This is a genomic window from Novipirellula caenicola (assembly GCF_039545035.1).
GTDB lineage: Bacteria > Planctomycetota > Planctomycetia > Pirellulales > Pirellulaceae > Novipirellula > Novipirellula caenicola.
Map to the genome: position 1 here is coordinate 34,580 of NZ_BAABRO010000013.1, position 15,010 is coordinate 49,589.

At 55.7% G+C, this 15,010-nt stretch carries 7 protein-coding genes; 3 read left to right on the forward strand and 4 right to left on the reverse strand.

Annotated elements, in window-relative coordinates; all coding sequences use genetic code 11:
- Nucleotides 1-53: 53 nt before the first annotated feature.
- Entirely contained in the window at nt 54-1,418 is a 1,365-nt protein-coding gene (locus ABEA92_RS21890; RefSeq protein ID WP_345686172.1) for an ABC transporter permease, read from the forward strand.
- Between the two features lie 159 nt (nt 1,419-1,577).
- On the opposite strand, the gene ABEA92_RS21895 is transcribed toward ABEA92_RS21890, so the two are convergent.
- Nucleotides 1,578-7,571: an ATP-binding protein gene (locus ABEA92_RS21895; RefSeq protein ID WP_345686174.1), complete on the reverse strand. Its 5,994-nt coding sequence runs from the start codon at nt 7,569-7,571 to the stop codon at nt 1,578-1,580.
- 717 nt (nt 7,572-8,288) lie between these two features.
- On the opposite strand from ABEA92_RS21895, the gene ABEA92_RS21900 reads away from it, so the two are divergent.
- On the forward strand, nt 8,289-9,278 hold the full coding sequence (locus ABEA92_RS21900) for a class I SAM-dependent methyltransferase (RefSeq protein ID WP_345686176.1): 990 nt from the start codon (nt 8,289-8,291) through the stop codon (nt 9,276-9,278).
- A gap of 29 nt (nt 9,279-9,307) precedes the next feature.
- On the opposite strand, the gene ABEA92_RS21905 is transcribed toward ABEA92_RS21900, so the two are convergent.
- From ABEA92_RS21905 to ABEA92_RS21915, 3 genes are all read right to left on the reverse strand, one after another.
- Complete coding sequence (locus ABEA92_RS21905) at nt 9,308-10,624, reverse strand: OmpP1/FadL family transporter (RefSeq protein WP_345686178.1); 1,317 nt, start codon at nt 10,622-10,624, stop codon at nt 9,308-9,310.
- A 168-nt stretch (nt 10,625-10,792) separates the two neighbouring features.
- A complete protein-coding gene (locus ABEA92_RS21910; RefSeq protein WP_345686181.1) occupies nt 10,793-11,890 on the reverse strand; it encodes an HD domain-containing phosphohydrolase in 1,098 nt (365 codons plus the stop codon).
- Nucleotides 11,891-11,892: 2 nt separating this feature from the next.
- Entirely contained in the window at nt 11,893-12,282 is a 390-nt protein-coding gene (locus ABEA92_RS21915; RefSeq protein WP_345686183.1) for an Hpt domain-containing protein, read from the reverse strand.
- Between the two features lie 425 nt (nt 12,283-12,707).
- Here ABEA92_RS21915 and ABEA92_RS21920 point away from each other — a divergent pair, with 425 nt between their 5' ends.
- The gene (locus ABEA92_RS21920; protein WP_345686185.1) at nt 12,708-14,786 is read left to right on the forward strand and encodes a YgiQ family radical SAM protein; all 2,079 of its coding nucleotides are present in this window, start codon (nt 12,708-12,710) and stop codon (nt 14,784-14,786) included.
- Nucleotides 14,787-15,010: the final 224 nt, after the last annotated feature.

The following is a 15,010-nucleotide window of genomic DNA, read 5'->3' on the forward strand; positions in this document are numbered from 1 at the left end:
CCAATCGCTCAACAATCGCCTCCTCGAGACCTACCTCAAAGAAACACAGACGCATGTCCTTGATCCAAATTGCCTGGCGTAATTTTTGCCATCGCTCTCTATCCAGTGTCTTGACCACGTTGTCATTGGCTCTGGGGGTTGGTTTAGTGGTGTTGGTGTTGTCCATTTTCGGCATCATCAGCGAAGCGTTCACTCGCAATGCATCGGTCGGTTACAACTTAGTCGTTGGCCCCAAAGGCAGTGCGTTGCAGTTGACGCTCAACAGCGTCTATTACTTGAGTCAACCGATCGAGAATCTGCCGTTTACCGAATACATGGAGTTCTTCGGCAAAGCCGAACGTGCCGAGATGGTCCGCCGCTATGGTGGCGATCCTGCACTCGGGGAGCGTGATGGAATTTATGCCGGCTACATGGCGGGCGGCTACGCGATTCCGTTGGCACTAGGAGATTACTACGGCGAATTTCGTGTCGTTGGTACGATTCCCGATTTCTTTGAAAAACTACGTCATGGCCCCGATGTCGACGAACCTTTTTCGTTCGCCGAAGGCCGAGCGTTGCAGGAACACAGTGCCGAAAACGGCTACTTCGAAGCGGTGCTGGGGTCGCGTGTGGCCAGCGAAATGGGCAAACACGCCGGCGACGAATTCTTTCCAACACACGGCGATCCCGAAGGTGAAGGACACGGGCAGGGTTTCAAAATCGTCGGCATTCTCGAGCCGACGGGGACTCCCAATGACCGCGCTGCGTTCGTGAATCTCGAAGGATTCTACTTGCTCGACAACCATGCCAAACCACTTAAGGGGGACGAGATCATCGAGGAGCCCGTGGATTGGCAACAGCGTGACCCTGAACACAAACCGCTGGTGATCCCGCAACGCGAAGTGACATCAATCTTGATTCGCAACGGCAATCTGATGTTTGCGCCGGGGATGCAGAACGCGATCAACGAGGGGTTGCAGTCGCAAGCGGCCGCTCCGGTCGGCGAGATCGCCAAATTGATGACGGCGATTGTCGGTCCGCTACTCAAAGCATTGTTGGCGATCACGTTGATCACCAGCGTGGTGGCTGCGGTCGGTGTCTTGGTTGCGATTTACAACTCGATGAATGACCGGCGTCGTGACATTGCCGTGATGCGGGCTCTGGGGGCACGTCGCGAAACCGTGACCGTCATCATTCTGGCCGAAAGTTTGATCATTGCCTTGGTCGGCGGAACGCTCGGATGGTTCCTCGCTCACTTTGCGATCTGGAGTTCGAGCGGTTACATCGAAGCCCAAACCGGCGTGCGAGTCGGATTCTTCACCACCAGCACCTACGAAATCGCGGTGCTGCCGCTGGTGATCGTGCTGGCGTTGTTTGCCGGATTTTTGCCGGCGTGGAGTGCCTATCGCACCGACGTCGGTTCGAATTTGTCGGCCTAAGATGCGGTTTTGCGTTGCCGCCGGTGGCAACGCGGTGATGCAATTTGAGGTAGCGTCCCATTTGCCGTAGCCACCTTCGCCAGATGGTGGTGACTCGCGTTCGCGTCGCAACACGAACGCGTTGGTACCTTACGCCGGTCCACGCTCTGACGAGCGCAGCTACGCAATGCAAGTGCTTGTATCGCAGTGACGCTCGATCATTTCGAACAGCGTTTCGGGTTGGATCGGTTTAGCCAAGTAGCCGTTCATCCCAGCCGCCTCGCAGGCTTCCCAAATCTGATCGTCGCTGTGGGCGGTCATCGCGATAATGGGCAGGTTCTTGCACGCGTCGCTTGTCTGTTCTCGGATCAATTTGGTTGCATCAATTCCGTCCATCCGTGGCATGTCGACATCCATCAAGCAGACATCAAAGGCATTTCGTTTCGCCAACTCAACGGCTTCCACTCCATCGCTGGCCACGACAACCTCGTAGCCTTTCATCTCCAAAATCCCCATGATCACTTCTTGATTGATCTCTCCGTCTTCGGCGACCAGGATACGCGTTGCGGAAACGGCCGCGTCCTTTTCCTGAGTGACCTCCCGCTGGCCCGGCGCATCGTCCATGGGAGCGGAGGCGAGTTGGTCAAGCAGATTGGGTTTCCGCCGTATCGATAACGCTTCGCTCTCGATCCGCGATTCCTGCTCATCGATTGCAGATGAATTTTGGGTTGCGGTGGTGTCCTGGGAAATGTCGTAACGGAGCTCAGGATCACGACGCAGCAGGCCGGTCGTTTTTGCCAACAGATCACTTGCCAGCACCGGTTTTCGCAATTCCGCGGACCACTCACCACGCTGAACCTCAAGTGTCGCGTGAGCCGGCAGCAGGAACAGACATGGGATATTCAATTCGGCACATTGATCGGCCAGTTGTTCGATTCGATCGCAGCCAAAGATCACCAAGTCCCATTGGCAATCAAAGAAACTGGCATCAAATTTCCATTCGCCACACTCCGAGCGGCATGGCCACACGCGAGCATTGGCACCGATCGATTCGAGAGCCGACTCGATGGCCCGTGCGGATGCGTCCAGCGGATCGATGATCGCCACACGCGGATTGCCAAGCACCGGGCACGGTTCGCCATGGGGTTGTTCGTCAGCCAATTCCAATGGCAACAGCACCGTGAACGTGCTTCCGACACCGACAACGCTTCGCAATTCAATCGTGCCTTGCATGCGTTCGGCAAGTTCACGACAAATCGCCAAGCCAAGTCCGGTGCCACCATACCGCCGCGTCGTGCTGCTATCGGCCTGCGAAAACGACTCAAACACCTTGCCCTGTTGCTCGACCGGAATCCCGATCCCACTGTCCTGGACCTCGATCGACAACAGATCCTCGCCATCATTGACATGCAACGTCGTGATGGTCAGTGAAATGTAGCCTTGTTCGGTAAACTTGATCGCGTTACCAATCAAATTCATGATGATTTGACGCAGCCGCGCCGAGTCGCCGAGAATCGCTTTGGGCAAGTGCGGATCGACATCGCAAACCAGCTCGACCCCTTTCTGCCAAGCCGACGCCGCCATCAAGCGACTGACCTCGCCCGCCAAGCGTTCAAGATCCATCGGAATTCGTTCCAATTCCATCTTATTGGCTTCGAGTTTCGAGAAGTCGAGCAAATCGTTGATCAACGTCAGCAGCGACTGACCGCTCTCTTCGACGGTTTCCAAGTATCCCGATTGCCGCGGATCACTCGATGCACTGCGAGCCAACCGGGTCATTCCGAGAATGCCGTTAAGCGGTGTACGAATCTCGTGGCTGATCGTCGCCAGAAATCGGCTCTTCGCTTCGTTCGCCGTATTGGCTTGCGCGATGGCGCGTCGCAATTGTTCCTCGGTGGCACGAAGTTGCTCGTTGCTGTTGGAAAGTTGGCCGGCACGATCCTCGGCGGCCTTGGTGCGTTCCAACACACGTTGCTCGAGCGTGTCATTCATCTGTTGCAGACGAAGGAATCCGTCGGCATTTTCGAGTGCGGCCCCAGCCAACGTGGTCACAAAGTCCGCGATTCGCCGCTCGTCCGCACCAAACAAATCTTTTAATTCAAGGTGAGTGACTAGGATCACCGCCACCGGATCACCGCGAAACGCGATCGGAGCCGCAATGGCGCTTCCACTACCGCCGCCGACATTGCTCGCATCGTAGTCCAAGCAAACTGCTTGATTGGTTTGCACGGCCATGCGGATCAATTTCTCGTTCGCTTCGGTCCGTCGCAAACACGAAGGTTCGCAGTCCTTGCCATTCCAAGGCTTGAACACCAGTTGGCTAAGGTTTTGATGGATCGTGACAACGTCGACATGTTGACCACGCAACAGTCGTCGTGCCGACTCGCTCGCTTCGGCAAACACTAAGTCGGACGAAAGTGCTTGAGCAATCCGGCGACCCGATTTCAAGACCGTGACGAAACGATCGGCCAGCGATAGATTCGTCGATGTCAATCTAGAATCCTTCCCTTCGTCACTAGTGGAGGGATACTGTTGTTTGAGTTCGGATAATCGCAACGAGAGCGGTTCTGGAAACGCGCCAAAGTAGTCCACTTCGCGTTCGTAAAGCGTTTGCAACAATTGTAACGAGTCGCGTTCTTCGACCGCTTGCGACAATCGCTTGGCAACCTTCAAACTGGATCGAAGCTGATTTGCGGCGCGACGCGTGTTGCCACGAATCAAATGCAGAATGGCAATTTCACGACGAACGTGAGCCAGATCGGCGGGGAAGCCCCGCGCCAATCTGGCGGCTTTGCGTAGCGCCGATTGTGTCTCCCGCAACTGTTTGCGGAAACAGCGGCCATCGCGACGATCAATCAATTCGAGTTGACGTCGCATCGCGGTACCCAACCACACGTAACAAGGGCAGATGTACGTATTCAGGTGCCCCGCTTGTTCACAGCGTTTGATCGCATCCTGCAAAACCACGACCGCTTCATCAACACGGTTGTGATGCAACAGCATGACTGCGAATGCGAGCTGAGTTTGCGCGTGGCTTTGAGCGTCTGGACGTGACCGTGCCGCTTCTTCTAAAACAAGCGACAACGACAACGTTTGCGGAGTGGTGCGAGCCCAAACATCCAAGCTGATCCCGGTGGCTTGTCGGTCCCCGATTTGACGGCCTGATTCAAACATTTGCGAAGCCAACTCGGCCGCTTCGGCATACCGCCCGATACGATACAGCGCGTTGGCCTTCTGGTATCGCGCCATGTTCATTTCCCACACGTCGCCGGTTTGACGCAATAGATCCACAGCACGCTTGGACGTCACGATGGCGTCGTCGAAACGACACTCGGCCAGCATCACGACGCTGTGGTAGTGATGCGATTGCCCCTGGCCCCACACGTCGTTTCGCGAGGTGCGAATCGCCAACGACCGTTTGGCGTAGCGGTTGGCGCGTTTGAACCACCTCAACAAACTCATCACAGGTCCATGTTCGCTGTAGAACGCCGCGAGCGTCTCGGAGGGGACGAACCGTTCGGCCTCGTTCAATGAACGCAAATGGTTCCCTAATGTCCATAGCGTGTGGCGACTAAACCAATAGACCCGCGACAAACGGCTGAGTAGTTCAAGTCGCAAACAATCAATTTCGGACAACGATGCATTGCGAGCGAACCAGCGGGAGGGCAAGTAGCTATGGATCACTTGGAAGAAAATTTGTGCGATCAACCCACAAAACATCGTAAACACGTTTCCCGGAACTCGGATTCCGGTCACCGCTAACGCCTGTTCATATTGCGCAGCGGCCTCATTGAAACGTCCGCGTTTAAACGCCACCTCGCCTATCTGCTGTTGGATTCGAGCCCGTTCCAGCGGCGTGTCGGCCAACTCCAACGCTTCGTACAGATGGTCGGCGGCTTGGTTGTAGCGGCCGGCCAACAAGTGAATTGTTCCCAGCCCTTCAAAGATCTCGAGTCCTGTGTCTCGGTCTTCACTCGAGAACCAGCGTTTGGCGATCTCGAGCTGATCCTGTGCGACCGATAACGAGAACCGCTGACGTGCCGCCCGAGCCGCTTGCAGCGACGTGGTGAGCGCCAATTCCCCTTCGCCTGCAGCGTCGTAGTGGAACGCTAGATCGTAAAGGTTCTCGGGATCATGTTGGCACAGGTAGGCCACCGCTTGCTTGTGGATGCCGCGGTGTTCGACCGGATCGAGATGCTTGCGAAGCTGTTGATGGATCGGATCATTGGCAAACGAGAACCATCCCGCCCGCGTATCACGCCACAAGATACGTCGGCCCAGTGCCTCGGTGACGACTTGTAGCACTTCCGCGTAGGGAACGCCGGTCACCGCAGTCAGCATGTCCAAATGAAACTGCTGGCCGATCACGGCGGCAGAGGCCAGAATCCGCATCGCGTGATTCGATAACGCATTGACTTGTCGGTCCAACAATTCGGCAAACGACTCGTCACCCCGCAGGGCTTCGATCAATTGCCCGCTGGAAATCCAGCCATCCTCGGAAAGAGTCACGACCTTTGTATCGATCATCCGCCGCAACAATGCCGATGCCATTGTCACACTGCCATCGGCGACGTCGATGATCGAAGATTTAATTGACTCGGAAATTTTACCCGCAGTCGATTCGAGGTGCACTCCCAACGCTTCGGCCGACAGCCGACCTAGCCGAATTGGGGCGCCACCGAGCGTCATGTTTAACGATTCAGCCGATTGGCCGGTGACCACACACAACATCCGATGTTCCGGTGCCAAGGCCACCTGGTCCATGATCGTACGGATCACGGTACGGCTTAGGTCATCGGCAACGTCCAGATCGTCAAACAGCAGCACCACCCCCGCCGGTTCCTTGGCTAGCGCAGCAAACAATTCGGCCAATGCAATCGCCGCTCGCTGGCTGCCGTACGCTTCGGGTCCGGTATGGTCTGACGAACTTGGCCACAGTGGCGCCAGCGCAGGCCACAATTCACGCAGTGTGGCGGTATGGTTCTTGGTACTCGCGGCGAGCCGAGTGGCGAGTTCGGGCTGTGCTTTACAAAGCTGCTCGATGGCCGACAACACGGTATCAAGCGATTGCAGCGGTTTTGGATTGGTGGCGGTGCTCGCCCCACCACGAAACACAAACAACCCTTCGGCTTTCGCCCGCAGCAGCACTTCGTCAGCAAATGCGCGTCGATGGGCGATTTCAGCTCCCGTAATCGCATGCAACTGAGCTTGCCCGGACTGTAACGCCGCCATGGATTTCTGGATCGTTTCCAGTTCTTCGTCGCGGCCGACCAAGGAGGCTTCGGCCAATTCAGGACGAACATCACGCGTGCCGATCGCAAACGTCTTGGTCGCTGTGGATGGAGTGGTGTGTCGCTGGGCGATCGATTGCAAATCGTATAGCAAACCCGCCGCGGTCTCGTAACGATCCCGCGGGTCACGCCGTAATAAACGGGCGACCATATCGTCCACCGCCGCGGGCACTTGCAATCCGAGTTCACGCAGGCGTGGTGGTTCGAGACACAATTGATAATCGAAGTAGTCGCTCGCGTTGTTCGCTTCGATCGGGGCGCGCCCCGACAACATGCTGAAGAGAATCGCACCGACCGAGTACAAATCCGATGCGGGACAAACTTTTCGCGACAGCAGGCCACTTGATTCAGGCGAAATGAACACAAGTTCCTCGACCGGAAAGGCGAGGATGTCTTGTTGGGCATGCACGCTTAACACCGACACGTCACGCAGTTCCACTTGATTTTGTGGATCACAAAACACGTTTTGCGGGCTGAGCCAGCCGTGGACACGCGACATCCGATGCCAATCTTCGAGACACTTCGTCAATGAGATTGCGTTTTGTAGTGTTTCCTGCAGTTCGAACCGACGCCCGGCAAGATGCTGCTGCAAGGGGCGTCCTCGCGGCACATCAATCACACGAACCAAGCGACGGGGATGATCGTGAAATTCACGCTGTTTCAGACTCCCCATCGGTTGCTCGCGAACATTGTTTTGCCACTCCAAACGAAGCGACGCAAACCGCTCAGCATCAGCTTCCTTGGCGTCGATCCACTCGGCCAGAAAGTTTTCTCCTAGCGCATACGACTGCACACGACAACTCTTCACGAACCCATGATCCTCTACGGCTTGGATTGCCGCATAGTTGCTTAATTCGGGCAGAGGAATCGGAACAGTGTTCATTTGCGTGATGTTGGTTATGGCGTTGCTTCGGCGATGCCGAGCGTGATGACGATGACGTCTGTAGCGGTCGCCCTGAAAAGGAGGGCGTGAATCGTCTTGTGGAAGCGAAACGTTTTGTTTTGCAGTAGCGCTTAGTCACTGCTGAGTAACCACGCCCCCCAAAAAACGGATTCCGATGAAAGCGTTTGCGAAGCGAATGCGGGATGTTTGCGCCGCGTCCTGCCGAAGCCTAGATCACAATCCGAGTACAAGCGGCCTTTACAGCCAAAATAGAACTTTTTTTCAGCATAATTCGCAGGGACACCGACCCCTTCTACAGCAGGCCTCAAGGGCATGCCAAAGCGCATCCGACGCGCAAGAATGCGCCCACCCGCTTGGCTTGTTCTGACGGTCATAGCGGTCAGTCAATAGAGTTGTTTGTTAACAAAACACGTAAGAAATTGCAATTTGCGCGGCGCACCAACCAGCTTCACTGGGCGTTACAACCGGAACGTGTCCCTTTGCGACGCCGACGACGAACAACACCTTGCATCAACTTGACAGTTGCCGCAGCTATGGAATATTGCTCGCAACCTGTTGGCGACACGATTATGTTTTGAACTTGCAGTGTTCATCCAACTCATCGGATCGCTGACTATTCTCTTTTTTCTTCGTAGGGGCAAACGCATCATGAACGTGATGTCACAGGATTTTCGTAGACATGTCCGACCATCGGACGTGGTAAACTCGACTCGGATCAAAAGCGAGACAATCTCGTCTCCTCAGAAAAGCAGTGTCGCTTATCTGAAAACCTTATTGGATCACGTCAACTCGGTGTTGGCGTCGCCCTCATCGGACAGCGACGCGATCGAAGACGCCGTGGACGTCTTGTTTCACGAGCTGCGTGACATCCGTCATGAATCGTCCAAAGACCAATGGGCCGAATTCATCAAAGTCGGGCGAGCCCATCCCGTTTGCCAATTGGTGCATCAAGACCCTTTCACATCGCGAGCGTTCAACAAGCCGCGTGGGTATGCGGGCGACGCGGTGATGATGGATTACATCTACGGCCGCGAAGAGGATTGGGAGCGTCCTGAAGCAACCCATGTCGGTTCCGCCGTGTTTAACTACACCACCGCCGCACCGGCATCGGCCGGCGTACGTGAACGACGCTGTTATGTTGCCGAATTGCTGGACAAAATGGCTCGCAAACAAAGCGGCCAAGACGTGTTGGCCGTCGCGGCGGGGCATCTTCGCGAAGCCAGTTTGTCGTTGGCCGTCCGTCGCAATCGCTTCGATCGGTTTGTCGCGATGGACGCCGACGCCGAAAGTCTCGAAGAGATCAAGAACAGTTACGGACGCTTTGGGATCGATCCTGTGACCGCCAACATTCGCCAAATGTTGACCGGCAACCTCGATCTCGGTTCGTTCGATTTGATCTACACCACGGGGCTGTACGATTACTTGGCCGATTCGACCGGGATGCGTTTGACCGCCAATCTATTCGATTGTGTCCGTCCCGGTGGAAAGCTGGTGATCGCGAACTTCTTGCCTGAAATTCGCGACGTTGGCTACATGGAAATGTTCATGGATTGGCATCTGATTTATCGCAGCCGCGGCGATATGTTGAAATTGGCCGACAAGATCGTGCAATCCACGGTCGAAGAGATCCGGGTCGTCGCCGAAGTCAACGAAAACGTTGTGGTCATGGAAATGACCAAACGCTAAACAGGCTTCGGCAACGCCAATGCCAATGACTAGAATCGACGCATCGCACTGACAAACACCATGTGCGTTTGCGTCGAGACGGTGGCATTGGAAAAATCACCACCGGGATAAGTACTTGTCCCGGTGTGCACGTCCGGTGCAAACGCAAATTGATATGCGGTATCGATTTCCCATCCACTGTGCTTGAATCCATAACCTGCTGAAAAGTGGTGCTGTAGCGTGGTTTGCAGGTAGGTGGACGTGGTCGCCGCGGGAATCGGATTGTCTTGATAACGATATCCCAGCCGAACGGTTCGATGATCATCTAGGTCGCGTTCGTATCCCGCGCTGACGATCAAGGCATTTTTCCACTGCAAGGGAAAAACTTCGTCGATCTTGGGGCCTGCGACGCTCTCGAAAACGGGATTGGTTGGATTGGTGAAGACAAGATTCGCGTTGTCATAGGCACTGGACCAATCTTCCCATTCGAAATCCAACCCGATCCGTTGACAAGAATCGACTTGGTGCATGATCCCGATGCCAACCGATTGAGCCCACGTCAAGCCAAACTCGACGTCATAGTAGCTGCGTCCCAGTGGCGTGATGTCGACCGCCGCTTTGCCATCGGCTTCGAATTCATTTTTGCTCTGATAGTTCACGCCGATCGTCGTGCGATCAGTCAAAGCGTACTGAGATCCGCACGACCAAGAGAGGGCCGCCCCGGTGGCTTGGATATCCAATATCGTGGGTGTGCCACGTAGCGGTCCGGAATTCAAGTAATAAGGGCCTTCGATTTCGACGTGACTTACCGCCGTGCCAAGCGTGGCCCCGACGGTCCAGCGCTCGGTCATGCGAACCGAGATACCGGGCAAGATGCGAACCAGCGCGCCAAAGGATTTGTAGGTATGATTGCCGGGCAGCGTCGCCGGACCTTGCAAATCGTAGTCTGATGCAAATCCCGCTGGGGCAAACGCACCAAAGCCCAACACAATGTCTTCGTTCCAGCGACGAGCCATCATGAAGTAGCCGAGCCCGGTCGGATTGTCGGCCGCATCGGTGGTGGGGTTATCGTCGTCCGAGTAGGACAAGTCCGTAAACAGTGCGACACCGCCGATATCAAGGTATGACGAATCACAGCAGCCGTCGCCAACCAGACCTAGCATCCCGGCTGCGTTGTCGTGCAAGATCACGCCGTTGTCACCAAAGCCGAGATTGGTTCCGCCGCGTCCTGCTTCGCGTGCGGACAACGCGTTACTAATCGTCCCCGCCGCGTCCGCGGGAGCCGCAAACAGCGCGGCGAACAATGGAATTGCCCACCACTTTTTTGACAAATGCGTTTGCCGCGCACGCCGATTCCGAATCTTCACTTGGATGCCCCCAATCGTCCTTGATTATTTCAGCCCCATCAATTGACGCGTGGCGATTCTGCTACGCACAACGACTATTGGGATCTAATCGGTCGGTGGGGTTGTTCGGTCTGTCACGAATCGGCGTGATAAGCCGATTTGAGGGCTCGTCATTGTGGGTGGTTCGGGTTAGTTAATCTGTAACGCCCACGATGGCGTGGACGATGTCTTGATCAACGGCAGAAACTCGGAATCTTCGGTTTCCAGAGAATCATTCAGGTTTTCTTTGATCTTGGCAAACTCGTCCTCAAGTTTCAGGAAGGCGGTGACCATGTCGGGATCAAAATGCGATCCTGAACCTTCCTTGATCACTTCGACGGCCTTGTCGTGGGAAAACGCTGGCTTGTAAACACGTTCGCTGGTCAAAGCGTCATACACATCGGCGACGGCGACGATCCGGCCGCAAAGCGGAATCTGCTCGCCCGCCAAACCGTTGGGATAACCGCTTCCGTCCCATCGCTCGTGATGCGTCATCGCAATTTGATAAGCCATCTGCAATACGGTCGATTCGGGATGTGCGTCGACAACCGAACGCAGCGTATCGCCCCCAATCTTTGCGTGTTGGGTCATGATCGCAAATTCTTCGGGCGTCAACTTTCCCGGTTTCAGCAAAATGCGGTCAGGGATCCCCACTTTGCCGATGTCATGCAGCGGGCTGGTTTCGTAGATCGATTGAATGTAAATCCCGTCGATGGTTTCTTGGAACTTGGGCCACGTGGAAAGTTCGACGCATAGCAATCGGCAATATTCGCGGATTCGCTCGAGGTGGCTGCCGGTTTCGTTGTCACGGCTGTCGGCCAACTTGGCGAGCGCAAAAATCATCAATTCGCGGCTTTCCTGCAGCAATAGCCGCTCGCCCGCGCGAATTCGCATCAACATTTCGCTCGGACTAAAGGGTTTGGCAATGTAGTCATCGGCGCCGGCATCGAGCCCTTCGACCACACTTTCGGTATCGCAACGTCCTGTTAACAAGATGACGTAGGTGTAGTCACACGAATTGCGAGAACGAATCTCGCGGCACAAATCGATGCCGTTCATGTTGGGCATTTCGACGTCCGAGATCACCATTCGATACTTGCCGGTACGAACGTACCGCAGCGCCTCGACCCCGTCGGAGGCGACGGCGGTGGAGTATCCGAAATACGACAGCGCATGACGCAGCGTTTCGGCGGCGATCGGATCGTCATCGACGACCAAGATATGAGTCGTCTTGCTAGTTAATTTCATGGTCATTTCTGTTCTCCACGGACCGCAGGAACGCTCTCCGAAAACTCGTCATGCAAAAAATTTCGGACCTCGCCATGCAGTGAGCGCAGTTCGTCAACCATCGCGAGTAATTCCGAGGTTTCATCACAATGTGCTCGTGTTTCGAGCGCCGCAGCCACTTGAGCCACGCGAGCGGACGCCATGGTTTGAGCCGTTCCTTTGTGTCGATGGGCCAGCGAGGCCAATGAACTTTTGTCTCCCATCCGAACCGTGGATTCGATCAGGTCGCATTCGTTTCGCGACGTCTCAACAAATCGACTAAGCATCCGTTTTGCCATCTCTGCACTTCCCATCATTCGCTGGATCAATTGCTCGCGATCGATAATTGGCATGGATGGTTCGGTAGTGGTCATCAGAACACTCAAAATACAAACGAGTTCAGACACCGGTTGCCCTGTGTCTACACGGTGCCCCACCGTGTCATGCAAACGCTAGCTTCCGCTTTAGCAACATTGCTCCTTTTTCGCTCATTTATTCGGTGAACCGAAACAATGACCCCGTCCCCCCCCACGGCTCATTCGCCCCAAGCGGCACAACCGGACTCTTGGCGAGCGGAGCAGCCACCCCCCAGGACTCAAAATCTTGTCATTTGCTCGTTTCGCGGCGCCAGATCGCGTGGATCAAAGATTATCGCTATCGGATTGGGGGTTTCGCCCTACAATGAGTGCGACGACGTCCGTCGGCTCGGGCTGACCGTGCCATTGCCCCCAAAGGGCTCGGCCATCGCCCTCGTGTCCCGCTCGTAACGACCCCGCACTCTAATCAATCAGCTTTTTTGATGCAGTTACCGGTTATTGATCACTCCAGCAGCAACCCGCCCGCTCCTGCGATGTCACGCGACTACTTGTCGGATTTGGCCGCAGGAGGCCGTGTTCCGACGGGCCCCGTCGCTGCGCGTCCGTTGCCGATGAGCATGAAAGAGGCTCGCGAACGTGGCTGGGACGAACTGGACATTGTCTTTGTCACCGGCGATGCGTACATCGACCACCCCAGCTTTGCGATGGCCATTCTCGGCCGCACGCTCGAGGCAGCCGGTTTTCGCGTCGGCATCGTCAGCCAACCTGATTGGCGATCGTGCGAACCATGGACCACGTTTGGTCGTCCACGTTTGTTCTTCGGCATCAGCGCCGGAAACATGGACTCGATGATCAACCACTACACCGCGAACAAGAAGGTTCGTAACGACGACGCCTATTCGCCCGGCGGAAAGATCGGCTTGCGACCCGATCGCGCGACGTTGTCGTATTGCCAACGCGCTCGTGAAGCCTACAAAGGCGTGCCGGTGATCGCGGGCGGCGTCGAAGCCTCGCTGCGCCGCTTAGCCCACTACGACTACTGGAGCGACAAGGTCAAACGATCGATCTTGTTGGACAGCAAAGCCGACTTGGTTGCCTTCGGCATGGGCGAAAACGCGATTGTCGAGATTGCCAAACGACTCGATGCCGGCGAAGACGTCAAGTCGCTGCGGAATATGCTCGGGGTAGCTTATGCACTTGGCGCGTCAGAATCGGACGCGGTCCCCCAAGATGCATTGACGTTGCCTAGTTTTGACGAGGTCACTCGCGATAAGGTGGCGTTTGCCGAGGCGACGCGTATCATCCACAACGAAACCAATCCGCACAACGCGCGACCGCTGGTCCAGCAGCACGGTACACAAACGGTGGTCTGCAACGTCCCGCAACAACCGATCTCGGAAGCGGCGATGGATCAAATCTACGGACTGCCATACACCCGACGTCCTCATCCAAGTTACAAGGAACCAATTCCTGCGTACGAGATGATCAAGAACTCGGTCACGATCATGCGTGGTTGTTTCGGGGGCTGCACGTTTTGTTCGATCACGGCGCACCAGGGCCGGATCATTCAATCACGCAGCAAAGAATCGATCCTTGGCGAGATCGCAAAGATGACCGAGGACAAATCGTTCAAAGGGGTGGTCAGCGACATCGGCGGTCCGACCGCGAACATGTACCAGATGAACTGCACAAAACCTGAGGTCGAAGCGGTTTGTCGCCGTCAATCATGTGTGCATCCCAAGATCTGCAAATTGCTGGGCGTCGATCACACACCGGTGATTGAATTGATGCGAGAATCTCGCAATCTGCCTGGGATCAAGAAGGTGTTGGTCGCCAGCGGAATCCGCATGGACTTGGCCCGCACCTCGCCCGAGTACTTGAAGGAGTTGACCGCGCATCACGTCGGCGGCAAGCTCAAGGTGGCACCGGAGCATGTCGACGCCGGCGTGCTAAACAAGATGCGGAAGCCCAAGAATGACGACTTTGAACACTTTACGGACATCTTCAAAGAGGAATCGAAACGGGTCGGCAAGAAGCAGTTCATTGTCCCCTATTTCATCGCGTCGCATCCTGGCAGCGACGTGCGAGCGATGATCGAGTTGGCATTATTCTTAAAGCGTAACGGTTACAAACCGGACGCGGTGCAAGACTTTATTCCTGCGCCGTTGGACATTGCGACGACGATGTACTACACCGAATTGGACCCGTTCACCAAGAAGCCGGTTTACATTGCCAAGGCGATGAAAGAGCGGAAGATGCAGCGGGCGTTGATGCAGTTCTTCAAGCCCGAGAATTATTTCGAAGTCCGCGAGGCGTTGCGATCGGTGGGGCGGACCGATTTGATCAGCGACGGTTGCGATGGATTGATCCCCTCGAAACCTCCGCAAGAAGCGATCCGAGCGCGGCGTCAAGACGCCAACAAACGGTTCCGAGGCGACTACGTGCACACGATTGCCAAGCCAGGTGCAACGGGCGGCGGCGAGCAGAAGAAGGGCAGCAAGAAGAAACGCCGCGACCGCAAGAGCACCGGTTATCGCCCTGATCGCCGCGGCGCAAATTAACCGCCATCCGATCCCGCGTATCCAATCGTCCTTATGGACCTCGCCAGAGGTTCACCACCTCCATTCCCGTAGTGGATCTTGCTAAAGATCCCTCAATACGCGATTTCATTACAACCACGTCTCCGTCGGGGCAACAGTCGTCCGTGGGCTCAGTGGCACGACGGGACTCGTTGCCTCGTCCACTACAGAGAAACCACTTCACCCGAGTGATTTGTCACAAAACT